This is a genomic window from Rhizobacter sp. SG703 (genome assembly GCF_012275445.1).
Classification (GTDB): domain Bacteria; phylum Pseudomonadota; class Gammaproteobacteria; order Burkholderiales; family Burkholderiaceae_C; genus Rhizobacter.
In genome coordinates this window covers 233,788-258,750 of record NZ_JAAZQK010000003.1, presented here as the reverse complement: position 1 = coordinate 258,750, position 24,963 = coordinate 233,788, and the positions used below count along the sequence as shown (strand labels likewise).

Here is a 24,963-nt window from a genome sequence, read left to right as displayed (position 1 = left end):
GGCTGTGCAGATCCTGCCCGCGCTTCGCTCGGCTTTCTGGTTTAAAACCTCCCGCGGTCAACCCCACAGGTCTATCCTTGGAGCGCCCCAGCAGCACGGAGCGCGCCATGAAGCTGAACCTGAAACTGCCCCTGGCCTTCGGATTCACGCTCGCCTTGCTGCTGATCGCCGCGCTGTTCGGCATCCGCCAGCTCGACCGCTCCCTCACCGCCTACGACACCGTCGTGCAGACCCACGTGGCGCACGAGCGCGCGGCGGCCGCGCTCGAGAACAGCTTCAAGACGCAGGTCCAGGAGTGGAAGAACACGCTGCTGCGCGGCAAGGATCCGCAGCAGCTCGAGCGCTACTGGGTCGCATTCCAGAAGGAAGAACGGTCGGTGGCCGACGGCGCCGCCCGTCTGCGGGAGGCGCTGCCCGACGGCGAGAGCCGCACGCTGGTGGAGAAGTTCGCGCAGGCGCATGCGCGCATGGGCGAGGGCTACCGGCAGGGTTACGCCGCCTTCACCGCGGCCGGCTTCGACCCGGCGGCCGGCGACAACGGCGTGAAGGGCATGGACCGCGAGCCGGTGAAGCTGCTCGGCGAGGCGGCGCAGCGCATCGCGGCGGAGAGCGCGCAGATCGCGGCGCAGGCCTCGGCCGAAGGGCGGCGTGCGATCCGGCTGAGCCTGGTGGTGATGTTCGGCGTGACGTTGCTGGGCATCGTCGTCGGCATCGGCGTGAGCCGCACCATCGTCCGCCCGCTCGGCCAGGCGGTGCAGGTGGCGCAGGCGGTGGCCTCAGGCGACCTGACGGTGGCAGTGCAGGCGCGCAGCCGCGACGAGACCGGCCTGCTGCTGCTGGCGCTGGCCGAGATGCAGCAGCGGCTGACTGCGCTGGTGCGCGGCGTGCGGGCCAATGCCGAGGGCGTGGCGACCGCCAGCGCCGAGATCGCGCATGGCAACAACGACCTCAGCCTGCGCACCGAGCGGCAGGCGGCGGCGCTGGAGGAAACCGCGGCGTCGATGGACGAACTGGGCGCCGCGGTGCGTCAGAACGCCGACAACGCGGTGCAGGCGAACCAGCTGGCGAACGGTGCGAGTTCGGTCGCGATGAAGGGCGGCGAGGTGGTGTCGAACGTCGTGCAGACGATGCGGGGCATCCACGACAGCTCGAACCAGATCGCCGCGATCATCGACACGATCGACGGCATCGCCTTCCAGACCAACATCCTCGCGCTGAATGCCGCGGTGGAGGCCGCGCGCGCCGGCGAGCAGGGGCGCGGCTTCGCGGTGGTGGCCGGCGAGGTGCGCGCGCTGGCGCAGCGCAGCGCGGCAGCGGCCAAGGAGATCTCGGCGCTGATCGGCGCAAGCGTCGACCGCGTGGCGCAAGGCAGCGCGCTGGTCGACCAGGCGGGGACGACGATGAACGAGGTGGTCGACGCGATCCGCCGCGTGACGGCGCTGATGGCCGAGATCAACACCGCCACCGGCGAGCAGAGCACCGGCGTCGCCCAGGTGGGAAGCGCGATCGCGCAGATGGACCAGGCGACGCAGCAGAACGCGGCGCTGGTCGAGCAAAGTGCCGCAGCGGCGGAGAGCCTGAAGCTGCAGGCGCAACGGCTGGTGGAGGCGGTGGCGGTGTTTCGGTTGCCTGGGGTGGTTTGATTTACGCGAGGCATACGAGATGAACAACCGCCCTCGCGCAACGCACAACTGGGATTCGCCCATCCGGGTATTTGCCGCCATACGCAACGCCGACTCTCAACGTCAACTCTCAACCACGCATTGATGCGAGTGGGTGTTGCACTTCGGACTTGAGACCGCAAGTCATATAAACCGGTACGGCCATCCGAGAAAAACAATGGAGTGGGCTCCACCGTGAGAATTACCACTCCTTTCCTACTTTCGCGCGTACGGCACGGAACTGCCGCTGGCATGGCCATCACTCAGATCATCCTAACAACTCGGTAATGCTCTATGCGCGGCGTCGACAACCGGAAAGTCCATCTCGGCCAAAACTCAACGGCTTCACCCTCCGACGGCGCAACGAAACGTCCCTCGGCGATCCGAGAATTCGCCAAGCGTCGCGCCTTGGCCAAAAGGGCCATTGTTGAAATTGAAAAATATACCAATGTATCGGAGAACGCCAGGCGCGCCCTCTTCATTGGATTTGAGCAAGGACAGATTGATCTCCGAGACATTGACGGAAGTGCAATCGATCGGGTGTCACAGGAAATGTGGGCCAACTTGGCAGACTGCACTCTTTCTAAAGATGGCGAAAAGCCAAGGGTTCTTCTTCCAAATCTACCTCTTGAATCATCTGCTGCCAAGCAGATTCCCGCAGACCTGAATGAAGCCATAAAGGCAGGACTGGTAATCTACCAAGGATCACCTGGTATCGATCTTCAGAAAGAACCAATAGATTCCAGCATCAATGCAGAGTCTTCTTCTCGACACCAGAATCAACTGCAGATATGGGCAACCCCTCACATTGATCAACTGGGGATTGAAGGCTTGAAACTCAGAGATAAAATAGCATCTATCGCGCGGGATTTGAGGCAGGATGCAGTCGCTGGAATTCCGCTGATTATTGGTGCGAGCTCGGTGACTTTTGCAGGCGATCAAATAAAATTTGAGCTACGAACGAAGTCACTTCCCCCTCACAATGATATTCATCCAGTGCAAGAATGTCACGAAAATGCAGATGATCTCAAGGACTTTCATAGAAACATCCTAGAAACCACTGGGATATTGAATTTCTTGAAGGATTATCAATACTGCATCAAGAAGCCTTGGCGGATCGTCATGGAATCAGACTGCACCTTTGATAGAAAAACGTCGGACAATAAGTATCACAAGGATGGAGGTCCAATGCATCGAGCATTGTTTACGGTTCTGATCTACCTCAACGAGAGACCAATGGCAAGTCCCGAGTGGATCGCCGACCCATACCTTAACCCGGATAGCATTACCTTGCCGAGCGAAATGAAAGCGGATCTTCTCGGAATGGCAAGCATGGCCGACGGAGACATGGTCGATTGCTCAATGATTCAACCTGGAGCCGTCTTTTCCTTTTTGGATCCAGCGCTCTATCATGCCACGCCATTTCTACATCATCGCGCGACCATCACGCACTTATCAAGCAAAGATGCCAGGGAAATAATAATACAAAATATGGAAAAAGAAGATCCAGGACAAGGAGCGAAGTATTATCTTTGGGCCGAGAAGGAATCGGCCGTGCAGAAGACGATGCTGCCATCATCCCTTCTTAGCCCACTTGCCAAAACGGCTAATATACTATCATCTTCAGAACTATTTCAGTTAGCCGATCTCATTGAAACCGGTATTTCACCGGAGCTTCTGAGCGGGCTTGAAGGCGCCGGAATCGAGTCAGATCCCATGAAGGAATTTCCGCTCCCATATGGGATGCCCTATGGGATTCCGCCGTCCACGACTGAGGAGAAGTCGAAGCCTGCAAGGCATCTGACTAGAAAGCTCAGTGAGATGCTCGACACGATGACACTCGACAAAAATCAGTCAAAACGGCCTCCCTTCATAACCACTCTCGTTTATTTGACTCAGGAAGAATAGCTTGGCCCATCGGGCCATTGGATGAGATGAGCATCCTGTTCGGACAATTTCGATGCGAAATGGCGCTTGCGCCCGTCAATACATATCCGCCAACCGCAACGTATGCGCATTGCGCGAGTCATCCACCGCCCGCACCACATGCCGCTCGTCGGCAATCGTCTGGAACAGGTCGATGCCCTTCGTCGCCTTGCCGCCCGAATCCTGGTCGCCGCGGTACGAGATGGTCGAACGGGGCTGCCCGTTCATCATCTCGCCGTTGCACAGCGACAGGAACTCCCACGATGCCATCCGCGCGCCGGCGGCCCAGACGTCGCCGTCCTGGATGTCCGCGTCGTCGACCGCGCGGCACATCACCGACATGTAGCCGCTGTCGACGCCCGGCGCGAAGTTGGCCGGGTTCACGTCCGAATGCGGGCAGTAGTAGCAGTCGATCGGCACCATCTTGAAGAAGCGGATCAGCGATTCGAGCATCGGCACCGAGTGGTACCAGAAGGTGTTCGTCTCGCGCTGCAGGTTGCCGCGGTGGTTGTACTCCAGCGTGTGACCCTCGCGGCGCATCACGTTGGTCGACACGATCATCAGCCCGTTCTTCTTCAGCAGCGGCCGGATCCCCGCCAGCACGTGCATCGGCGAGAACACGTGGTACAGCACGCCCGACAGGTTGATGAAGTCGAAGCCGCCTTCGTCCTTCAGCTTCAGACTCAGGTCGTACAGCAGCCCGATCTGCTTGAAATCGAAGTTGACGCCGTAGATCGTCTTGATCGCGTTCATCTTCTTCTCGCAGTGCGGCAGCGCGTCGGTCGCCAGCACCCGCTTCGCGCCCTGGCGCGTCATCAGCGTCGGGATCAGGCCCTCCATGCTGCCGATGTCCAGGCACTCCATGCCCTGCAGGTTCGCGTTGCGCAGCAGCATGCGCGGCATCATCGGCACGCGCGGCATGTGCGTGCCCTTGGTGATCAGCCCCGGCGCCAGTTCGACGTTGTAGTACCACCAGTCGTTGGCCACCGATGCGATGAGTTCGTCGTGCATGTTTTCGTCTCCTGGTTTGTCAAACGTTTTCCTGACCCTGCACCTGCCCGACGATCACCGCCGGGTTGCCGGCGATCACCGACAGCGGCGGTGCATCGAACTTCGGCGGCACCACCGTGCCGGCCGCGATCACGCTGCCGCGCCCGATGCGGCAGCCTTTCAGCAGCGTCACGCGGCTGCCGATGAACACCTCGTCTTCGACCACCACCGGTCGCGGCTGCCGGTCCGGCAGGTGCCGCTGGCCGAGCGCCAGCTGGTGCGCGTTGGAGTCCATCACCTGGAATTCCGAGCCGATCAGGCAGCGCCGGCCGATCCGGATCCCGGCGCCTTCGGACACGATCACCGCCCGGTTGTTGAGGGTGGTGCCGTCGCCGATCTCGATCAGCGACTGCGGCGTGCGCGCCTCGATGTAGCTGCACGAATAACTGCCCGGTGAACGCGGCACGCCGAACACCACCGTCGGCGCGAGCCGGATGCGGCCGCTGCCTTTGAAGACCGTCGGCGTCAGCAGGTTGACGACGCGCGCGGCGCCGTCCTGCGTGGCCGTCACCTCGACACTCGCCTTGTCCGATACATGAAAGAAGTAATGCACCAGCAGCGCCCGCACCCAGGTCTCGAGCTCGAACGGGTTGCTGTTCGAGATCCAGGTCTTGTAGCGATCGAGCTTCAGCATGATCGCGGCGCGTTCAGAAGCCGTGCGTCGCGAGGAAGTCGTTCCAGGCGGCGATGAAGCGCTCTTCGGCACCGGCCGTGCCCGCCGCCAGGTCGGGCAGCAGCGCGCAGAACGGCTGCATGTCCGGCTGGCTGCCGTAGCGCACGTTCAACGCCGGCTGGATGATGCGGGCGCACTGCTGCAGCAGCTCGCCGCTCAGCCGGCCGATGCGGTGGCCGCCGACGGCCAGCGCGACGAAGCCCAGGTGCGCGCCCTTCATGAACGGGCTGTTGAGGTTCGACGAGTTCTGCCCCGCGCTGATGCGGAAGTAGCCGAGGTGGTCCTGGATGTGGCACAGCGGGCGGCGGATGCTGGCCGCGACGAACGCACCCAGGTCCCACAGCCCGGCGTACGACACGTCGCCGAGCGCCGGCTTCAGCAGCAGGTCGGCGCAATCGGCGCGGAAGATCGCGTTCGAGAACTCGCCGAAGTAGTTCTTGCACTCGGCCACCGTGCTCATGAACATCACGTCGTCGTTCAGCGCGATCATGCGGCTCGCATTGTTGGCGATCGCCGCCGGCACCGGCTGCCCGGTCATCGGGTGGCCCAGCTCGTTGGCCACCCAGCGCCGGCTCACCGAGCACGAGAAATCGGCGGACGCATGCGCGACCAGGTGGCGCTCGTAGAACTCGGGGTACATCACGTCGTCGTCGAGCATCACGTGCAGCAACTCGGAACGGCCGTTCCACAGCCGCACCAGGTGCTTCAGGTTCTCGTAGGCGCCGTTGCGCGGGCCCTCGTGGAACTCGATGTCGAGCCCGGCCAGCAGCGGCTTGTAGGGCTCCGAGAAGAAGACCTCGCGGAACTCGCCGTGCGGGCTGTCGTCGGAAATGATGACCTTCTGCGACGGCCGCGTCTGGTAGCGCAGCGAGTTCAGCAGGTCGAGGATGTAGCGGGTCTTGTAGGCGGGGATCAGCGTCGTGATGTTCATCGCGTTCAGCCCCCAGCCGCCATCGCCTGCACGGCGTCGCGAACCGCGTGGATCACCTGCTCGGTCTGCTCGACCGTCTGGGTCGGCCCGATCGGCAGGCTCAGCACCTGCGCGTGCATCGCTTCGGACACCGGCAGCGCACCGCGGGCGATGCCGAGCGACGCATACGCCGGCTGCAGGTGCGGCGCGACCGGGTAGTGGATCACGGTGCCGATGCCGGCATCGGCCAGCCGCTTCGCGAGCGCATCGCGCTGGCGGTGCCGCACGACGAACAGGTGCCAGGCCGGCTCGGCCCAGGCCGGCACCACCGGCAGCACCAGGTCGAGCCCGGCCAGGCCCTGCAGGTAGCGCTGCGCGACCTCGGCACGGTGCCGGTTGTCGGCGTCGAGCTTCGGCAGCTTCACGCGCAGCAGCGCGGCCTGCAGTTCGTCGAGCCGCGAGTTGTATCCGATCACCTCGTTGTGGTACTTCACCTTCGAGCCGTAGTTGCGCAGCTCGCGCAGCCGGGCGGCCACGCCTTCGTCGTGCGTCGTCACGGCCCCGCCATCGCCGAGCGCACCGAGGTTCTTGCCGGGGTAGAAGCTCCAGGCCACCGCGTCGCCATGTGCGCCCAGCCGTTCGCCCTTGTAGCGCGCGGCATGGGCCTGCGCGCCGTCTTCGATGACCCGCAGCCGGTGGCGGCGCGCGATCTCGAGGATCGGCGTCATGTCGGCCGGCTGGCCGTACAGGTGCACCGGCATGATGGCCTTGGTGCGCGGCGTGATGGCGGCCTCGAGGCGTGCCGGGTCGATGTTGTGGGTGTGCTCGTCGGGCTCGACCGGCACCGGCGTCGCACCGACGTGCGTGACGGCCAGCCAGGTCGCGATGTAGGTGTTCGACGGCACGATCACCTCGTCGCCCGTGCCGATGTCGAGCGCGCGCAGCGCGAGGCTCAGCGCATCGAGCCCGTTGGCCACGCCGACGCAGTGCGCCGCGCCGCAGTAGGCCGCGTACTCCTGCTCGAAGCGCTTCAGCTCGTCGCCCATGATGTACCAGCCCGAATCGAGCACACGCTCGAAGGCGGCCACCAGCTCGGCACGCTGCTGCAACTGCACGGACTTCAGGTCGAGGAAGGGAACCATGTCAGATGCTCACCTTGAGGGGGTCGGGCAGGAAACGGGCATAGCGCTTCATCGCTTCACGGATCGCCGCATTCGCCAGCGTGTACTCGATCTCGACCTCGTCCTGCGAGACCCGCTGCGCGCCGAAGCGCTCGTGGAAGGCGCAGACGCGCTCATTCGCGAGGTTGACCTGAAAGTGCGCGTTCGTAAAGCCCAGCGTGTCGAGGGCATACGCGTAGACCATCAGCGCCGACTCGATCGCGGCCGACGACGGCGCGGCGTCCGACAGGATCCAGCTGCCCCAGCAGAAGCTTGGCTGGCCGTCGATGGTGCGGGCGTCGTAGAGGCGCACGGTTCCGAGCTTGCCGCCGGCCAGCGTCTCGATGACGAAGTAGGCCTCGCCGTCGCGCTGCGCATAGGCGGCCAGCCAGGCCTGCTGGTCGGCCAGCGCGCCCGAGGTGCGCGACAGGTGGCGCGACTTGGCCTCGTCGGTGCGCAGGCCGAGGATGAATTCGGCGTCAGCCGGCGCCGCGTCGCGGAAGACGAGGGTCTTGCCTTGAAGGCGCCCGGCCTTGCGGAGCCGCGGCGTGGTCATGCCTGGGCCACCAGCTCGGTGAACACGCCGTAGTCGCGGATGTAGTCGGCGGCGTCGTAGTAGTCGGATGCGAAGACCATCAGCATCGCGTCCGGCGAGTACTTGTACTGGATGCCCCAGGTCATCGGCGGCAGGTACAGGCCGCGCTGGGGCGAATCGAGCACCACCTCGACGCGGCGCTTGCCGTCGTCGGCCACCACCGCGCAGCTGCCGCGCAGGCAGATCAGGAACTGGTGGCAGCGGTGGTGCGCATGCTCGCCGCGGATCTCGCGGCTGGGCACGCCGAACACCATGAAGTAGCGCAGCGGCTTGAACGGCACGTGGCGATCGAACTCGCCGACGGTCAGGTCGCCGCGCAGGTCGTGGATCACCGGGAAGTGGTGCACCGTGACGCCGTGCACCGGCGTGGTCTCGATCTTGAAGCTGTTGGCGGCGCTCGGCACATGCAGCGCGCTGGCCGGGCCCTTGTCGGTGTCGACATAGCCGACGATGGCCGCCGGGTTGCCTTCGACGATGGCGCCGGGCGGCACCGAGCGCGTGACGACCGAGCCGGGGCGCACGACCGCCTTCGCGGCGATCGTCAGCCCGCCGTAGATGGTCGAATTCGCGCCGATCCAGGCCTGGCGGCGCACCGTCGTGCCGAGCGGCTCGTGGCCTTCGGCCTCGACGAACACGACGTTGGCGCCGATCTGGCAGCCGGCCTCGATGGTCACGCCGCGGCAGATGTGGGCGCCGCTCTTGACGACGCAGTCGCCATGCACATGGGCGTCGGCGTCGATGAAGGCCTGCGGGTGCAGCGCGAGCGGGGCCAGCAGGCTGGTGTCGTTGGTTCCCATCGTTGTCGTTCCCTGTGGTTCCTGTGGAGCCGGTTCAGCCGGCGTTCATTGCAGCCAGGCGCCGATGCCCAGCCCCAGCGAGCGCAGCAGCGCATTCGCCTGCTCGCCGTCGTACAACGCGTTGACGTAGGCGACGCGCAGGCCGTAGTGATCACCCTCGGCGGCCATCACGTCGAACAGCGAACGCCGGCCGAGCTGCTGCCACTGCTGCAGCGTGAAGTTGCGCACCCGGTCGCTGTCGCGCAGCACGCTGATGACGCGCTGCGCGCGGTCGAACGCCGAGGTGGCCTGCTCGTGCACTTCGCTCATGCGGAAGCGCCGGCCTTCCAGCGCATCGGCGCGCTGCAGCCGGGCAGCCTCGGCCCGCTTGCGCGCGGCGGCGCTGGAGTAGTCGTTGCTGGCGTTGTACAGCGGGATGTTGAAGCTGACGCCGGCCGACCAGTTGGTGCCGTCGCCGGCGCCCTTGGCCTTGCTGCCGCCCACCGTCCAGTTGACCTGCGGCTTCTGGCCGGCCACCACCGCGCGGGCATAGCTGTCGGCCGCCTCGGCCTGCTGGTCGAGCTGGGCGATCTCGGCGGCGCGGTCGGCCTGGGCCAGCAGCTCGTCGAGCTTGGGCACGTCGAGCAGCACCGACGACAGGCCTTCGGTCGGCGGCAGCCCGTCTCCGACGAAGCGGCGCAGCTTGACCTCGATCTGGCGCACCATCGACAGCGTCTGCACCTGCTGCAGGTCGGCCTGCTGCTGGTTCTTCTGCGCCTGCACCAGCTCGCTGGTGCGGCCCTTGTCGGCGCGCACGATGGTTTCCAGCGCCTCGACCAGGCAGCTCATCTTGCGCGAGTACTGCTGGTAGACCTGCGCCTGCATGCGGTAGCGGCTGCGGTCGAGCGCCAGCGAGACGGTCTGCAGCGCAACCTGCTCCTGCGCGCTCAGCTGGCCCTGCCGCGCCGCCTCGGCCAGGTGGGTGCGCCAGTCGGTCAGCTGGGTGATGCGGCCTCCGTCGAACAGCGGGGCGCTGATGCTGAGGCCCAGGCGGGCCTGGTTGCCGCTGACGGATTCGGTGTTGGGCGCCGACGTGCCGACACGGCCCAGCGTGCCGGTCAGGCCGGCCTGAGGACGGCTCGACATGCGGGTTTCGTCGACATCGGCCGCGGCAGCCTCGGCCAGCAGCCTGGCGGCGCCGATCGACTGGCTGCGCCGCACCGCTTCCTGGACCATCGATTGCAGCGACACGCGCGGCCCGCCGGCATCGCCAGCGAGCGGCTTGCCGCCGTAACTGGCACCGGGCTCCAGCCCTTCGTCGTCGATGCAGCGGGCCACCGCCGGCAGCGCGACGGCGGCGGCCACCAGCACGCCGGCAAGGCGCAGGGTGTAGGACGGGCGGACGGTCATGACACGGGACTCCAAGAACGACCGCAGCTGCGGCACCCTGGAAGTACACCGCGGCCGCCCCGTGAGCGATGTCCGGAAAATGCCCGCCTTTTGCGGCCAGTTCCGCCCAGCCGTCGCTTTGGACCGTAGACGTGCCGAAGAACGGCCTCCTAAGCTGCGCGACCGATTCAGCCCCCAGGACGCGCGAATGAGCACCCAGAGCACCGTTGGCGATGCCGGCGACGACACCCTGACCGGTACCACCGCCAGCGAAGGATTCACGGGTGGCAAAGGCAGCGACACCATCATCTACAGCGTCGGCGGCGGGCAGGACACGCTGGTCGGCACGTACGACGCGGCCTCCACCAAGATCGACACGCTGCAGCTGAACGGCATCGCGCCCGACGCGCTGCAGTTCAGCCGCAACGGAAACGACCTGCTGATCGGCTTCAAGGACAAGAAGACCGACGGCGTCACGGTCAAGATGTTCTTCAGCAGCGACAACCCGAACAACGCGTTCAACCCGCTGCAGCAGATCACCTTCAAGAATGCCAACGGCAGCGCGCCCATCGCGGCCATCACCCCGCTCACCAGCGCAGACATCATCACGAAGCTGACCACCGGCGGCAGCGGCGCCGACGACCTGCTCGGCACGGCCCTCGCCGACACGCTGATCGGCGGCGGTGGCAACGACACCATCACCGGCAGCAAGGGCAACGACGAATACCGGTTCAACCAGGGCGACGGGCAGGACATCGTCTCGTCTACCTACGACAGCGACACCGCACGCGTCGACACGCTGAGGCTCGGCACGGGACTGGCCAGCGACGACCTCAGCTTCTCCAGCACCGGCACCAGCGGCACGTCGCTGCTGATCCGCTTCGCCGATTCGACCGACCAGATCACGGTCGAGAACTTCCTGAGCGGCGACAAGACCGACAACTGCTACAGCCCGCTGCAGCGGATCACCTTTGCCGACGGCGGCACGGCGCTGACGGCCGCGGACATCCTGGCGACGCTGTACAAAGGCACCGCCGGCGCCGACAACCAGCATGGCACCGTCGGCGACGATTCGATCACCGGCCTGGCCGGCAACGACCAGATCGACGGGCGCGCCGGCAACGACACGCTGGTCGGCGGCACGGGCGACGACACGCTGTACGGCGGCAGCGGCAACGACGACTACCACTACGCCCTCGGCGACGGCAACGACCTCATCAAGCTGCAGACCGACGCCAGCACCAACAAGATCAACACGCTGCACCTGGCGAGCGGCATCGTCGCTGCGGATGTCTCGCTCACCCGCTCGGGCACCTCGCTGATCATCGGCATCAAGGGGTCGGGGACGGTGCCGGCCAGCACCATCACGGTCGAGTACTTCTCCTTCGCGAGCGGTGCCGACAACAGCTTCAACCCGCTGCAGCAGATCGTCTTCGACGGCGTGCAGGTCACGGACGCAGCCGGCACGACGCCGCTCACCTGGAACCTGGCGACGCTGCAGGCCAACGTCACCTCCGGCACGGCGGGCCCGAGCAACCACCCGACGGCCCAGGCCGACCTGCTCACCGGCACCGACGGTGCCGACACGATCATCGGCGGCACCGGCGACGACACGATCAACGGCGGTCGCGGCAACGACACCTGCGTCTTCAATGCCGGCGATGGGCACGACACGATCCTCGGCTCCCCCGATACCGCTGCCGGCCGCAGCGACACGCTGCAGCTGAACGGCATTGCACCCGACAAACTGCTGCTGAGCCGCAGTGGGGCCGATCTCGTGATCGGGTTCAGCGACAAGGCGGGCGACAGCATCACGGTCAAGCTGTTCTTCAGTGGCGAGGATCCGTACAACGACTACAACCCGCTGCAGAAGATCACCTTCATGACCGCGGACGGCAGCACACCGCAGGCGCCGGTCGCTTCGCTCGACATCGCAGCGATCATCGAGAAGATGAACACCGGCGGCTCCGGCAACGACCGGCTGGTCGGCACCGTCGCCAACGACACCCTGGCCGGCGGTGCCGGCAACGACACCCTGATCGGCGGCAAGGGCGACGACGTCATCAGCTTCAGCGTCGGCGACGGCAAGGACCTGATCACGACGCTGGCGGGCGAGCCGTGGTCGGGCCGGAAAGACGTCGTGCAGATCCACGACACCGACACGCTGAGCTTCGACACCTTGGGCACCTCGCTGGTGGTCCATGTCGGCACCGGCAGCGACCAGATCACGGTCGACAAGTTCTTCTACCAGGACACGCCGTACAACAATTACAACCCGCTGACGAAGATCGAGTTCACCAGCGGCAGTCCTTCGCTGGATGTCGCGGCAATCCTCACGCAACTCTATGCGGGTACCAAAGGGGCCGACGCGCTGCGAGGCACCAGCGGCGCCGACACCGTCACCGGGCTCGCGGGCAACGACACCATCGATGGCCGGGCCGGCAACGACCGTATCGAGGGCGGCGCCGGCAACGACCTCCTCGATGGCGGCAAGGGCAGCGACAGCTACTGGTTCGGTCTCGGCGACGGCCAGGACACGCTGCTTGGCGTCTACGACGACACCAGCGACAAGACCAACAAACTGTTCCTTGCGTCCGGCATCGCGGACAACGACCTGAAGCTGACCCGATCAGGTTCGGACCTGGTCATCTCGTTCAACGCAGTCACCGCGACGAACAAGGAGTCGTTCACCGTCAAGAACTTCTCTTTCGCGTTGAACAGCGATTCTTCCTACAACCCGCTGCAGGCCATCACGTTCGACGGGATCACGACGGGGATCGATGCAAAGGGCAACCCGATCAAGCTCAGCTGGAGCCTCGCCGACATCCAGCGCAGGGTCGCCGGTTCGGGCAGCCCGGATTCATTGACCGGCGACGGCAAGGCGCAGTTGCTGAAGGGCACCGATGCCAACGACCGCATCGATGGCGCCGGAGGCAATGACACCATCGACGGCGGCAAGGGCAATGACACCTATGTGTTCGAGCAAGGCGACGGCTCGGACGAACTCTCGCTCAGCCGCGACACCTCGGTCGGCAGGTCCGACACGCTGGAGTTGAAGTACCTCAAATCCACGTCCACCCTGAGCGACGAACTCGCCACGTTCAAGCGCAGCGGATCCGACCTCATCATCGGCACACCCACCGTCGGCGACCAGATCACCGCGAAAGGGTTCTTCCTGCTCAACAACCCGTGGGGCGTCTACAACCCGCTGCAGTACGTCGTCTTCAGCGACGCGACCGTGGGCATCGACTGGATCGTCCAGCAGACCAACACCGGCACGGGCGGCAACGACAAGCTGGTCGGCACCACCGGCGCCGACACGCTGATCGGCGGCAAAGGCGCCGACACGCTGATCGGCGGCAAGGGCGACGACGTCTACAAGTTCAATGTCGGCGACGGACAGGACGTGATCACCACCGATTCGTCGGACACCACCATCGGCCGCACGGACACGCTGTACCTCAAGGACAAGGAGGTGTCGGCCAGCAATCTGGTGCTGCAGACCTCGGGCAGCTCGCTGATCATCACCTTCACCGGCGACACCACCGACCAGATCACCGTGGAGCGGTTCCTGGACGGCGACACCACCGCCAACAAGTACAACCCGCTCCAGGTCATCAAATTCGATGGCGGCAGCACGATCGACCTGAAGGCCATCCTCGCGAAGCTGTACGCCGGCACCAGCGGCGCCGACAGCCTGCGCGGCACCGTCGACGGCGACACCATCAGCGGCGGCCACGGCAGCGACGTGCTGGACGGCCGGGCCGGCAACGACACCCTGATCGGCGGGACGGGGAACGACACCATCACCGGCGGCAGCGGCGACAACGTCTACGACTTCGCGAAAGGCGATGGCCAGGACTCGCTGATGGGCTATCACGACACCGCGCAGAACAGGAACAACACGCTGCGCCTGGACGGCTACACCACCGACGACCTCGTGCTGACGCAGCTGAAAGGCGCGTTGATCATCGAGTTCAACGGCGTCACCAAGACCAACACCGACAAGATCACGGTGAACAGTTTCGACTTCACCGGCGGTGGCAGCGACTACAGCCCGTTGCAAAGCATCTATTTCAACGGCTCGCAAACCAGCTGGAGCGGCACCGCCGCGATCCTCGACCACCTGACCGGCATCGTGTCGACAGGAGACGAGAGCGACAACCGGCTGAGCGGCGGGGGAGGCAAGGACACGCTGAGCGGACTCGACGGCGACGACACGCTGATCGGCCTCACCAACGACGACGACTTCACCGGCGGCCTCGGGGACGACGTGATCAACGGCGGTCTCGGCGACGACACCTGCCACTTCAACAAGGGTGACGGCCAGGACACGCTGGTGGGCGGTGGGGATGCAAGCGACATCAACACCCTGGCGTTCGGCGACGACGTCGCCAGCACCGACCTCGCGTTGACCCGGATGGGAACCTCGCTGCTCATCTACCTGAACAAGACCGACACCGGCAACACCGACCAGATCACGGTGGAGGATTTCAGCTTCAGCGCCAGCGATGGCATCACCACGAACCCGTTGCAGACCATCACGGTGGGCGGCGCCACGTGGGACCTCGCCACGATCCGCGGCAAGGTCGGCGGACTCACGCGCAACGGCGATGGCGACGACAACACCCTGTACGGCGCAGACCTGGGGGACACGCTCACAGGAGCAGGGGGCAACGACACGCTGCATGGATATGACGGCAATGATGTCCTCACCGGCGGACACGGCGATGACGTGTTGTATGCGGGGGCCGGGAATGACACCTATGTGTACAGCGTCCAGGATGGCAATGACACGCTGGCCGCGAGCCCCGACTCGAACGCAGCGGTGGACAACCGGCTTGAAGTGGTGGGTTACCCCCAAAGCGACATGCAGTTGACTCAGCGCGGAACTTCGCTGGTGATCTATCTGCCAGGAGTCGACGCTTCGGGGCCGCACGGCTACGAGATCACAGTAGAGGATTTCAGCTTCAGCGCCGGGGATGGCAACACCTCGAATCCGCTGCAGACCATCGACTTTGACAGCTGGCAAAACCAGACCTGGTCCATTGATCAAATTCGTTCCCATGTCGGCGGGCTCGATATCACGGGCTCTTCGCACGCCGATCTGATGAACGGCAGCGATCTGGCAGACACGCTGGACGGCGATGAAGGCAACGACACGCTGGTCGGCTATGGCGGCAACGACGATCTGAGCGGCGGAAAGGGCAACGACTCGCTTCTCGGAGGTGGTGGCAACGACACCTATCGCTTCTCGCCCGGGGACCAGGACGACACCATCATCGACAGCGGTGGTACCGACACCTTGTCCATCGCGGCATCCAATATCCTCACGTTTTTCAAGCAAGACGGCGACGATCTGCAAATCTACGTGTATGGCTCGGCGACCTCCGCCTCCACGGCGGAAGTCATGCGGATCGACGATTGGTTCCTGGGCACCGACCACCAGATCGAAAGCATTGTCACGACCGGCTTCGGAACTCATACCTTGAGTTCCACCGACGTAGCGGCCTTGGTGACCGCGATGGCGGATTTCGACCTGCCGGCCACGGGAGAAGGGTTCAGCACGGCCGACGGCTGGAACGACGTCCTGGCAGCCATCGGCAAATACTGGAAGAGCTAGGCGCGTCACATGGCCCACGACACCGCCACGGGCCACCTGCCCGCCCCCGCCCGCCCCGCGGACAGCGGCCTCGCCTGCCTGCTGATGATGGCCCGCCTGCACGGCGTGGCCGCCGACGGCGAGCAGCTCGCGCATGAGTTCGGCGACAGCAGCCGCTGCTTCGGCACCGCCGACATCCTGCAGGCCGCGGCACAGTTGCAGTTGCAGGCGAAAGCGGTGCGAACCACGCCCGAACGCCTGCTCACCACCGCGCTGCCGGCGATGGCCTGCGCCGCGGGGGCCACAGGCGCCTCCCCGCGCTACTTCATCATCGCCAAGGTCGACGGCGCCAAGGTGCTGGTGCACGACCCCGAGGTCGGCCGTCCCGAATTGCTGGGCCTCGACGAGCTGCGCACGCGATGGTCCGGCGAACTGATCCTGTTCGCCTCGCGCGTGTCGGCCGGCCGCGAATGGGGCAAGTTCGACTTCACCTGGTTCATCCCGTCGGTCGTGCGGCACCGCCGGCTGCTCGGCCAGGTGCTGGGGGTCAGCCTCGCGCTGCAGCTGTTCGCGCTGGTCACGCCGCTCTTCTTCCAGGTGGTGATGGACAAGGTGCTGGTGCACCGCGGCTTCACGACGCTCGACGTGATCGCGATCGGCCTGGGCACCGTGATGGTGTTCGAGGTCGCGCTGACGGCCTTGCGCACCTACGTGTTCTCGCACACCACCAGCCGCATCGACGTCGAGCTCGGCGCTCGGCTGTTCCGCCACCTGCTGGCGCTGCCGCTGGCCTACTTCCAGGCGCGCCGCGTCGGCGATTCGGTGGCGCGCGTGCGCGAGCTCGAGAACATCCGCAGCTTCCTGACCGGCAACGCGATCACCGTCGTGCTCGACCTGCTGTTCTCCGTCGTCTTCATCGCGGTGATGCTGTGCTACAGCGGCTGGCTGACGCTGATCGTGCTGGCTTCGCTGCCGTGCTACCTGCTGCTGTCGCTGGCGCTCACGCCGCTGCTGCGCGCGCGCCTGGCCGAGAAGTTCAACCGCGGCGCCGAGAACCAGGCCTTCCTGGTCGAGACGGTGAACGGCATCGACACCGTCAAGTCGATGGCGGTCGAGCCGCAGTGGACGCGCCGCTGGGACCAGCAGCTCGCCGCCTACGTGTCGGCGAGCTTCCGCACCACCACGATCGCGAGCCTCGCGCAGGGCGGCGTCTCGCTGGTGTCGAAGGCGGTGACGCTCGCAACGCTGTACTTCGGCGCGCGGCTGGTGATCGACGGCAGCCTGTCGGTCGGCCAGCTGGTCGTCTTCAACATGCTCGCCGGCCAGGTCGCGCAGCCGGTGATGCGCCTGGCCCAGCTGTGGACCGATTTCCAGCAGACCGGCGTGTCGATGCAGCGCCTGGGCGACATCCTCGACACCCACACCGAAAGCGGCGGCGCGCGCGGCAGCCTGCCGCGATTGAGCGGCCGCATCACCTTCGACGACGTGCAGTTCCGCTACCGGCCCGACCGCGCGCCGGTGATCGAGAACCTGTCGATCGACATCGCCGCCGGCGAGGTGATCGGCATCGTCGGCCGCTCCGGCTCGGGCAAGAGCACGCTCGCGAAGCTGCTGCAGCGGCTGTACGTGGCCGAGCGCGGGCGGGTGCTGATCGACGGCATCGACCTGTCGACCATCGAATCGAGCTCGTTGCGCCGCCAGATCGGCGTCGTGCTGCAGGACAACATGCTGTTCAACCGCAGCATCCGCGAGAACATCGCGCTGGCCGATGCCGGCGCGCCGCTCGACGCGGTGATCCAGGCCGCGACGCTCGCCGGCGCGCACGAGTTCATCACCGCGCTGCCCGAAGGCTACGACACGCTGGTCGGCGAGCACGGATCGACGCTGTCGGGCGGGCAGCGCCAGCGGCTGGCGATCGCGCGCGCGCTGATGGGCAACCCGCGCATCCTGGTGTTCGACGAGGCGACCAGCGCGCTGGACGTCGAATCGGAGCGCATCGTGCACGACAACATGAAGGCGATCTGCCGCGGCCGCACCGTGATCATCATTGCGCACCGCTTGTCGGCGGTGCGCGATGCCCACCGCATCGTCGTGATGGACGAGGGCCGCATCGTCGAAGCCGGCCCGCACGCCGAGCTGCTGCAGCGCGAGGCCGGGCATTACGCGCGACTGCACCGGCTGCAGCGCGGATGAGATGGACAAGGGACTGCCGACCATGAAGACGCCCGTCAGCCTGCTCGCATTCGGCGACCTGCTGCGCCGCTACGGCCGCGCGCTGCGGCTCGCCTGGGGCGCCCGCGCCGCGCTGGCGCCGCCGCGCCGGCTGCCGCACGAGCTGCAGTTCCTGCCGGCCGCGCAGTCGCTGCAGGAAACCCCGCTGTCGCCGGCGCCGCATGTCGCGATCGGGCTGCTGCTCGGCTTTGCGCTGCTGGCGGCGGCCTGGGCCTGCTTCGGCCGGCTCGACATCGTCGCGGTCGCGCCTGGCAAGGTGGTGCCGGCCGAAGGCAGCAAGCTGGTGCAGTCGCTCGAGCCCGGCACGGTGCGCGCGATCCGCGTGACCGAAGGCCAGGCGGTGCGTGCCGGCGACCTGCTGATCGAGCTGGACCTGACGGCCACGCAGGCCGACCTCGACCGGACCGAAGGCGACCTGGCGGCCGCGCGCCTGCAGGTGGCGCGCGGGCAGGCGCTGCTCGACGCGCTGGCCGGCGGGCGCGACGCGACGCTGCCGCGGCCGCCGTCGGTCAGCGACAGCGCCTTCGACGAAGCCCGCCGGATGCTGGCCGGCCAAGTCGGCGAGCACCGCGCGCGGCTGGCCCGGCTCGATGCCGAGATGGCGCAGCGCGAGGCGAGTCGCCGCTCGACGCTCGAATCGGTGCACAAGCTGGAGCAGACGGTGCCGCTGGCGCGCCAGCGCGCGGCCGACCTGAAGGACCTGGTCGACCGGAATTTCGTCTCGCGGCACGGGTACCTCGACCGCGAGCAGGCGCGCATCGAGCAGGAGGCCGACCTGGCCGCATTGACGAGCCGCGTGGCCGAGGTCGATGCGAGCCTGCTGCAATCGCGCCGGCAGCGCGAGCAGCTGGTGGCCGAGGCGCGGCGTGGCGCCCTCGATGCGATCACCGCGGCGCAGCAGAAGGTGGCGGCGCTGGAGCAGGAGCTGCGCAAGGCGGCGTCGCGACGCGATGCGCAGCGGCTGCTCGCGCCGGTCGACGGCACGGTGCAGCAGCTGGCGGTGCACACGGTCGGCGGTGTCGTCACCGCGGCGCAGCCGCTGATGCTGGTGGTGCCGCGCGACATGCCGCTGGAGGTCGAGGCGATGATCGAGAACCGCGACATCGGCTTCATCGCGCCGGGCCAGCCGGCCGAGGTGAAGGTCGAGACCTTTCCGTACACCCGCTACGGCGTGCTGCATGCGCGCGTCGCGTCGGTGTCGAGCGATGCGATCAACGACGACAAGCGCGGGTTGGTCTATTCGACGCGGGTGCGGCTCGACAAGGGCACGATCGTCGTCGACGGGCGCACGGTGGCGCTGAGCGCCGGGATGGCCGTGACGGCCGAGGTGAAGATCGGCACGCGGCGGGTGATCGACTTCCTGCTGTCGCCTTTGATCGAGCACGCGAGCGAGAGCATGCGGGAACGTTGAGTTGTTCGTTCGCATGCTCGTTGGAAAGGCGCGTGGGGGAGGCCGTGGAGCGCCAATACGGAGGGCAGTCCTCGGCCCCCCGGGGCCGAGGACCGCACCCGACGGTGCGCCACAGCCTCCCCACCCGCGCCTTTGCGAACGCACATTCGAACGAACAATCAACGTTCGCGAAACGCTTCCTTCGACTTCAGCATCGGCCGCAGCAGAAAGCTCAGCACCGAGCGCTCCCCGGTGCGCACCTCCACCGACCCGGTCATCCCCGGCAGCACCGTCAGCGGCTTGCCGCGCTCGCGCAGCGTCGAACGGTCGGTGCGCAGCATCACGCGGTAGTAGGTCTGGTCCGGCGCGGCGGCCTTCTCGGTGTCGCCGAGCGCGTCCGGGCTGATGTATTCGATCTTGCCCTTCAGCCCGCCGTAGGTCGTGTAGTCGTAGGCCGCGAGCTTGACCTCGGCCGTCTGCCCGACCCGCAGGAAGCCGATCTCCGACGGCTTCACGCGCGCCTCGATCAGCACCCGCGACGTGATCGGCACGATCTCCATCATCGCGGCGCCCGGGCTGACGACCCCGCCCACCGTCACCGAGCGGATGTTCTTCACCAGCCCGCGCACCGGCGACTTCAGCACCGTGCGGCGCAGCACGTCCTGCCGGCCGGCGAGCTGCTCTTCGATCTGCGCCAGGTCGGTCTGCACCCGCACGAGCTCGGTGCTCGCATCCTGCCGGAAACGGTTCACGCGCTCCTGCGACTGCAGGTGCAGGTCGTTCACCTGGCGGCGCAAGCGCATCACCTCGACCTCGGACATCAGCCCCTTGGCCGACATCGCCTCCGAGACGCCGAGCTCCTTCATCACCAGCTCGATGCTGCGGCTGTTCGAGCGCACCGCTTCATCGAGCGCCCGCTTGCGGGCGTTGTAGGCATCGGTCTCCGATTCCACGACGCTCGACAACGCCGACACATCGGCCGGGAACTGCAGCGCACGGCCGTTCGCCTCGGCCGTCAGCCGCGCGACGGTGCCGCGCAGCGCCGCGCGCTTGACCTGGGCCTCGTTCTGCTGCGATTCGAAGCGCGTCGGGTCGAGCTGCGCCAGCTCCTGCCCCTCCTGCACCTGCATGCCCTCGCGCACGAACAGCTCGCGCAGGATGCCGCCTTCGAGGCTCGCGATCACCTGCTCCTTGCCGTCGGGTACCACCCGGCCGTCGGCGCGCGTGATTTCGTCGACACGCGCCGTCGACGCCCACGCGATCGCGACGATCACTGCGACGGCCATCAGGTACAGCGTCCAGGTCGCGCGCGACATGTCGTCCATCACCTGCGCGGCACGGACCTCGCTGAGGAACTTGGCATCGCCGGATTTCAGCTCGGCTTGTTTCTTCGTTCTGCCGAACATGGTCAGACTGCCGCCTCGCGTTGCACCGGCTGCGCCGCGGGGTGCAGGTGCAGGTTGCTCGGACCGTTGCCCTCCGGCGTCGCCGTCGCGGCCGGCTTCGCACCCGACAGCGCGGCCAGCACCTGCGCCTTGGGCCCGTCGAGCACGATCTTGCCGCCGTCGACCACGATCACCCGCTGCGCTAGCTCCAGCACCGCCGGGCGGTGCGTCACCATGATCAGCGTGCGCTTGCCCGCCGCTTCATTCAGCTGGCGCAGGAACATCACTTCCGACTGCGCATCCATCGAACTGGTCGGCTCGTCCATCAGCAGGATCTGCGGCTGCGTCGCCAGGCACCGCGCCAGCGCGACCAGCTGCCGCTGCCCGCCCGACAGCAGCCCGCCCATCTCGCCGACCGACAGCTCCCAACCCTGAGGGTGCGATGCGACCACGCGGTCGAGACCGGTCACGCGGGCCACCTCGGCCAGCCGCGCCGGGTCGACCGTCGCACGGCCGAGCATCACGTTCTCGCGCAGCGTGCCGTTGAAGAGCCGCGGCTCCTGCGACACGAAGCCGACCTTCGCGCGGAAGTCGGCCGGATCGATCTGCCGCAGGTCGATGCCGTCGACCTCGACCATGCCTTCCGTCGGCTGGTACAGCCCGGCCAGCAAGCGCAGGATCGTCGATTTGCCGCTGCCGATGCGCCCGAGGATCACGACCCGCTCGCCCGGCTCGAACTTCAGGTTGATGCCCTTCAGCACCTTCGGCGCCGCGCCGTCGCCGCCGGTCGCCGGGTACGCGAAGTTCAGCTCGTGCAGGCCGAGCTTGCCGGTGATGCGGTGGTTGGCGATGTAGCTCTTGCCACTCTCGCGCTCCACCGGCAGCGCCATCATCTGGTCGAGCGCGGCCATCGCGGCGCGCGCGCCCTGGTAGCGCGTCGCGAGGCTGACCACGCTGCCGAGCGGCGCGATCGCGCGGCCGGCGAACATCACCGCGCCGATCAGCGCGCCGCCGGTCACCGCGCCCTCCTTGATCAGGTACACGCCCCACACCAGCATCACCAGCGTGATGGCCTGCTGCGCGGCGGCCGAGATGTTGTTCGTCAGGCCCGACAGCGCCCGCGCGCGCAGCGACGATTCGGCCGCGGCCGCGGTGGCGTCTTCATAGCGGCGCAGGAACTGGCCTTGCGCGCCGGCCGCCTTCAGGTCTTCCAACCCTTCGACCGCCTCGACCAGCACGCCCTGCAGGTCGGCATGGAAATGCATGTTGGCCGCCATCGAGCGCCGCAGCGCGCCCTGGATCGCCCAGGCCATGCCGAGGATCAGCGGGATCGCCAGCACGATCACCCAGCCGAGCGGCCCGCCGACGATGAACACCATCGCGACGAACAGCGCGATGAACGGCAGGTCGCTGACGGCCGACAGCGTCGCGCCGGCAAAGAAATCGCGCACCAGCTCGATCTGCGCCAGGTGGTGGGCGTACGAACCGGCCGAGGCCGGACGGTGCTCCATGCGCACGCCCAGCGTCTGGCGGAACAGCAGCGAGCCGATGATCAGGTCGGCCTTCTTGCCGGCCGCGTCGATCAGGTGGGTGCGCAGCTGGCGCGCGACCAGGTCGAACACCAGCGCGAGCGCCGCGCCGGTGGCCAGCGCCCACAGCGTGACGAAAGCCTGGTGCGGGATCACCTTGTCGTAGACCACCGAGGTCACGATGCCGGTCACCATCATCAGCACGTTGCTGAGCATCGCGGCCAGCAGCGCCGAACGGTAATACGGGATGAAGCGGCGCATCGTGCCCCACAGCCAGTGGCTGTTCGGGTCGCGCAGCGCCTCGTTGTGCTCGGCGTTCGGCGCCTGCACCTTCGGCGACGCGACGAACGCGATGCCGGTGTACTCGCCGGCCAGCTCGGCTTCGCTCGCCTTGCAGGTGTGGGACTCCGGCCCCGGCATCACCACTTCGTAGGCGTCGGCGGACAAGCGCTTGACGACGATGCAGGCGTCGCCGTTGCGCAGCAGCAGCACCGCCGGCAGCAGCAGCGAATGGATGTCGGCGATCTTGCGCTGCACCAGTCCGGCGTTGAAGCCGGCCTCGCGCATCGCGCGCACCGCCTGGTCGGGCCCGAGCGCGCCAGCCAGCGGCATGCCGGCCAGCAGCGACGCAGCCGAGCGCTCGCGGCCGTGGTGGCGGGTCAGCCAGACGATGGACTGCAGCAAGGCATCGTCCGGCGGCGCGGCGGCTGCAGCAGCGCCACCGGCTCCGGGTTCGATGAAGGGCTCTTGTCGGTCCATGGATCAGCAGGCGCGCTCGTCCGGCTCGTTCAGCCGCGGTGCTGCAGCGCGAGCCGCTCGAACTCGGCCTCGATGTCGCGCACCAGGCCCGGCACGTCGAACAGCTTCGATTGCCGGCCGTGCTCGGCCAGGTAGCGCTTGTACGACGCGATGCGCGCCGGGTTGTGGCCGAGCTGCACGCCGAGGCGCTCGTAGTCGGCGAGCGAGTTCGTGATCAGGTCGGGCAGCCCGACCGCCGTCAGCAGGCTGCCGGCCATGCGCGCGATGTAGGTGCGGCCGGCGCAGGTCAGGATCGGCAGGCCCATCCACAGCGCATCGCTCGCGGTGGTACCGGCGTTGTACGGGAAGGTGTCGAGGAACAGGTCGGCCAGCGGGAAGCGCGCAAGGTAGTCGGCCGGCATCACCCGCGGCGCGAAGACCAGCCGCTCGCGCGCAATGCCGAACGCATCGGCCTGGCGCAGCATGTTCTCCTGCGCCCATTCGTTGTCGGCCAGCAGCCACAGCACGCTGCGCGGCACCTGCTGCAGCATGCGCATCCAGCTCGCGAACACCGGCTCGGTGAACTTGTGGTTGTTGTTGAACGAGCAGAACACGAAGGCGTCTTCCGGCAGCCCGTACTGCGCGCGCGTCGGCACCGCGCCGCTCTCGCGCTGGCGGTCGCTGACCTGGTAGCAGTGCGGCACGTACAGCGGCTTCTCGGTCATGTACGGCAGCAGCTCGGGCGGCATCACGAAGCGGTCGGCCAGGATCCAGTCGACCCCCGGCAGCCCCGAGGTGGCCGGCAGGCCGAGGTAGCTGACCTGCACCGGCGCCGGGCGGTGGCCGAGGATGGCCGGCCGCGCGCCGTTGGTGATGCCCTGCAGGTCGACCAGCACGTCGATGCCGTGCTGCGCGATCAGTTGCGCGGCGGTCGCGTCGTCGACGCCGGCCAGCGGCACGAACACGTCCATCGCCTTGCGCAGCCGGGCGCGCAATGGCGTGCCGTCTTCGCGCGACCAGCAGAAGCCATGCACCTCGAAGCGGCTGCGGTCGTGCAGCTCCAGCAGTTCGGCGGTCAGCAGGCCGACCGCGTGCATGCACAGGTCGCCCGACAGGTAGCCGACCTTGATGCGGCCGCTGCGCGGCGGGCGGCCGGCGTGCACCGGCACCGCCGGCGGCTTCGGCACCCGGGTGTGCACGAAGCGCTGCGCGGCCATCAGCTGCACGGCAGGGTCGTCGCTCAGCCCCAGCGTCGCCAGCGGCGAGGTGCCGACCATCAGCTGGTTCGGCGTGACCTCGCCGACCGCCTGGTAGACGGGCCATTCGCACTGCTTCTGGCGGATGTGCACGTAGTGCTGCAGCACGTCCGACTGGTCGGCTTTCAGTTCCAGGCTGAGCACCAGCGCGGCTTCGGATTCGGCAAAGCGGCGCTGCATTTCCAGCAGCCGCGCCAGGTTGTTCAGCGCATGCAGCCGGATCTCCTTCAGGCCCTGCGGGTTCGATGCGGTGACGTCGACGACGGTGCGCCATTCGGCCAGCGCCTCTTCGGGGCGGCCCAGGTGCTCCAGCTGGTGGCCCAGGTTCAGGCGCGCCTGCGGGAAATCGGCATGGAAGACCAGCGCCCGGCGGTAGGCCTGCTCGGCCTCGACATGGCGGTTCATCAGCCCGAGCACGGTGCCCCAGTTGAAGCAGGCGACATGGCGCCACGGCGATTCGGTGTGCGCGATCCAGTTCTCGTACAGCTGGGCCGAGGCCTCGGCCAGCCCGCGCTGCGCGAGGCTCTGGGCGCGGTCGAGCAGCTCGTTGAGCTGCATGCCGCCGGAACGGGCATGCGCGATTTCGCGCTCCACCTCGGCGGGGGTCGCGGCAGAGGCGGGCGAGACGGGGCGGGTGTCCATGCGTGGGGCGTCCGTGCGGGCAGGAGGATATCGGTTCGCCCCATTGTGG

At 67.0% G+C, this 24,963-nt stretch carries 15 protein-coding genes; 5 read left to right on the top strand and 10 right to left on the bottom strand.

From position 1 onward, the window contains the following. The first annotated feature begins 107 nt into the window (after positions 1 to 107). Both FHT26_RS06875 and FHT26_RS06870 read left to right on the top strand, forming a co-directional pair. Positions 108 to 1,643 (top strand): methyl-accepting chemotaxis protein, encoded by a 1,536-nt coding sequence (locus tag FHT26_RS06875; RefSeq protein ID WP_168559413.1) that lies wholly within the window; start codon positions 108 to 110, stop codon positions 1,641 to 1,643. A 312-nt stretch (positions 1,644 to 1,955) separates the two neighbouring features. Continuing rightward, entirely contained in the window at positions 1,956 to 3,569 is a 1,614-nt protein-coding gene (locus FHT26_RS06870; RefSeq protein ID WP_168559412.1) for a hypothetical protein, read from the top strand. 75 nt (positions 3,570 to 3,644) lie between these two features. Here the strand turns inward: FHT26_RS06870 and FHT26_RS06865 are convergent, their stop codons facing one another. The 7 genes from FHT26_RS06865 to FHT26_RS06835 are packed head-to-tail and all read right to left on the bottom strand — an operon-like array spanning position 3,645 to position 10,161. Continuing rightward, positions 3,645 to 4,598 carry a class I SAM-dependent methyltransferase gene (locus tag FHT26_RS06865; protein ID WP_168559411.1) on the bottom strand — a complete coding sequence of 318 codons (954 nt, stop codon included), beginning with the start codon at positions 4,596 to 4,598 and terminating at the stop codon, positions 3,645 to 3,647. Between the two features lie 19 nt (positions 4,599 to 4,617). Beyond that, complete coding sequence (locus FHT26_RS06860; protein ID WP_168559410.1) at positions 4,618 to 5,271, bottom strand: acyltransferase; 654 nt, start codon at positions 5,269 to 5,271, stop codon at positions 4,618 to 4,620. Between the two features lie 13 nt (positions 5,272 to 5,284). Beyond that, positions 5,285 to 6,241 carry a glycosyltransferase family A protein gene (locus FHT26_RS06855; protein ID WP_168559409.1) on the bottom strand — a complete coding sequence of 319 codons (957 nt, stop codon included), beginning with the start codon at positions 6,239 to 6,241 and terminating at the stop codon, positions 5,285 to 5,287. A 5-nt stretch (positions 6,242 to 6,246) separates the two neighbouring features. Continuing rightward, the gene (locus tag FHT26_RS06850) at positions 6,247 to 7,362 is read right to left on the bottom strand and encodes a DegT/DnrJ/EryC1/StrS family aminotransferase (RefSeq protein WP_168559408.1); all 1,116 of its coding nucleotides are present in this window, start codon (positions 7,360 to 7,362) and stop codon (positions 6,247 to 6,249) included. A gap of 1 nt (position 7,363) precedes the next feature. Next, on the bottom strand, positions 7,364 to 7,936 hold the full coding sequence (locus tag FHT26_RS06845; RefSeq protein WP_168559407.1) for a GNAT family N-acetyltransferase: 573 nt from the start codon (positions 7,934 to 7,936) through the stop codon (positions 7,364 to 7,366). Further along, positions 7,933 to 8,772, bottom strand: coding sequence for a WxcM-like domain-containing protein (locus tag FHT26_RS06840; protein ID WP_168559406.1), 840 nt, complete (start codon positions 8,770 to 8,772; stop codon positions 7,933 to 7,935). The genes FHT26_RS06845 and FHT26_RS06840 overlap by 4 nt, the downstream gene beginning before the upstream one ends. Before the next feature lie 45 nt (positions 8,773 to 8,817). Then, positions 8,818 to 10,161 carry a TolC family protein gene (locus FHT26_RS06835; protein ID WP_168559405.1) on the bottom strand — a complete coding sequence of 448 codons (1,344 nt, stop codon included), beginning with the start codon at positions 10,159 to 10,161 and terminating at the stop codon, positions 8,818 to 8,820. A 187-nt stretch (positions 10,162 to 10,348) separates the two neighbouring features. On the opposite strand from FHT26_RS06835, the gene FHT26_RS06830 reads away from it, so the two are divergent. Genes FHT26_RS06830 through FHT26_RS06820 form a run of 3 tightly spaced genes read left to right on the top strand, consistent with a single transcriptional unit; the run spans position 10,349 to position 19,385 of the window. After that, complete coding sequence (locus FHT26_RS06830; RefSeq protein ID WP_168559404.1) at positions 10,349 to 15,763, top strand: calcium-binding protein; 5,415 nt, start codon at positions 10,349 to 10,351, stop codon at positions 15,761 to 15,763. Between the two features lie 9 nt (positions 15,764 to 15,772). Beyond that, positions 15,773 to 17,935 carry a type I secretion system permease/ATPase gene (locus FHT26_RS06825; RefSeq protein ID WP_168559403.1) on the top strand — a complete coding sequence of 721 codons (2,163 nt, stop codon included), beginning with the start codon at positions 15,773 to 15,775 and terminating at the stop codon, positions 17,933 to 17,935. Between the two features lie 22 nt (positions 17,936 to 17,957). After that, positions 17,958 to 19,385 (top strand): HlyD family type I secretion periplasmic adaptor subunit, encoded by a 1,428-nt coding sequence (locus FHT26_RS06820; protein WP_246867756.1) that lies wholly within the window; start codon positions 17,958 to 17,960, stop codon positions 19,383 to 19,385. 158 nt (positions 19,386 to 19,543) lie between these two features. Here FHT26_RS06820 and FHT26_RS06815 read toward each other — a convergent pair whose 3' ends face one another. From FHT26_RS06815 to FHT26_RS06805, 3 genes are read right to left on the bottom strand one after another with little or no spacing between them, the layout of a single operon-like run. Continuing rightward, complete coding sequence (locus tag FHT26_RS06815) at positions 19,544 to 20,770, bottom strand: HlyD family type I secretion periplasmic adaptor subunit (protein WP_168559401.1); 1,227 nt, start codon at positions 20,768 to 20,770, stop codon at positions 19,544 to 19,546. 2 nt (positions 20,771 to 20,772) lie between these two features. Further along, positions 20,773 to 23,037, bottom strand: a complete 2,265-nt coding sequence (locus FHT26_RS06810) for a type I secretion system permease/ATPase (protein ID WP_168559400.1) — start codon at positions 23,035 to 23,037, stop codon at positions 20,773 to 20,775. A 29-nt stretch (positions 23,038 to 23,066) separates the two neighbouring features. After that, a complete protein-coding gene (locus FHT26_RS06805) occupies positions 23,067 to 24,914 on the bottom strand; it encodes an O-linked N-acetylglucosamine transferase, SPINDLY family protein (RefSeq protein WP_168559399.1) in 1,848 nt (615 codons plus the stop codon). Between the last annotated feature and the right edge of the window lie 49 nt (positions 24,915 to 24,963).

Bases quoted from the DNA above. Each gene is read 5' to 3' on its own strand.
- FHT26_RS06865 (WP_168559411.1), bottom strand. From the start codon at position 4,598: ATGCACGACGAACTCATCGCATCGGTGGCCAACGACTGGTGGTACTAC.
- FHT26_RS06820 (WP_246867756.1), top strand. From the start codon at position 17,958: ATGAAGACGCCCGTCAGCCTGCTCGCATTCGGCGACCTGCTGCGCCGC.
- FHT26_RS06810 (WP_168559400.1), bottom strand. From the start codon at position 23,037: ATGGACCGACAAGAGCCCTTCATCGAACCCGGAGCCGGTGGCGCTGCT.
- FHT26_RS06850 (WP_168559408.1), bottom strand. From the start codon at position 7,362: ATGGTTCCCTTCCTCGACCTGAAGTCCGTGCAGTTGCAGCAGCGTGCC.
- FHT26_RS06840 (WP_168559406.1), bottom strand. From the start codon at position 8,772: ATGGGAACCAACGACACCAGCCTGCTGGCCCCGCTCGCGCTGCACCCG.
- FHT26_RS06815 (WP_168559401.1), bottom strand. From the start codon at position 20,770: ATGTTCGGCAGAACGAAGAAACAAGCCGAGCTGAAATCCGGCGATGCC.
- FHT26_RS06860 (WP_168559410.1), bottom strand. From the start codon at position 5,271: ATGCTGAAGCTCGATCGCTACAAGACCTGGATCTCGAACAGCAACCCG.
- FHT26_RS06835 (WP_168559405.1), bottom strand. From the start codon at position 10,161: ATGACCGTCCGCCCGTCCTACACCCTGCGCCTTGCCGGCGTGCTGGTG.
- FHT26_RS06825 (WP_168559403.1), top strand. From the start codon at position 15,773: ATGGCCCACGACACCGCCACGGGCCACCTGCCCGCCCCCGCCCGCCCC.
- FHT26_RS06870 (WP_168559412.1), top strand. From the start codon at position 1,956: ATGCGCGGCGTCGACAACCGGAAAGTCCATCTCGGCCAAAACTCAACG.
- FHT26_RS06830 (WP_168559404.1), top strand. From the start codon at position 10,349: ATGAGCACCCAGAGCACCGTTGGCGATGCCGGCGACGACACCCTGACC.
- FHT26_RS06855 (WP_168559409.1), bottom strand. From the start codon at position 6,241: ATGAACATCACGACGCTGATCCCCGCCTACAAGACCCGCTACATCCTC.
- FHT26_RS06845 (WP_168559407.1), bottom strand. From the start codon at position 7,936: ATGACCACGCCGCGGCTCCGCAAGGCCGGGCGCCTTCAAGGCAAGACC.
- FHT26_RS06805 (WP_168559399.1), bottom strand. From the start codon at position 24,914: ATGGACACCCGCCCCGTCTCGCCCGCCTCTGCCGCGACCCCCGCCGAG.
- FHT26_RS06875 (WP_168559413.1), top strand. From the start codon at position 108: ATGAAGCTGAACCTGAAACTGCCCCTGGCCTTCGGATTCACGCTCGCC.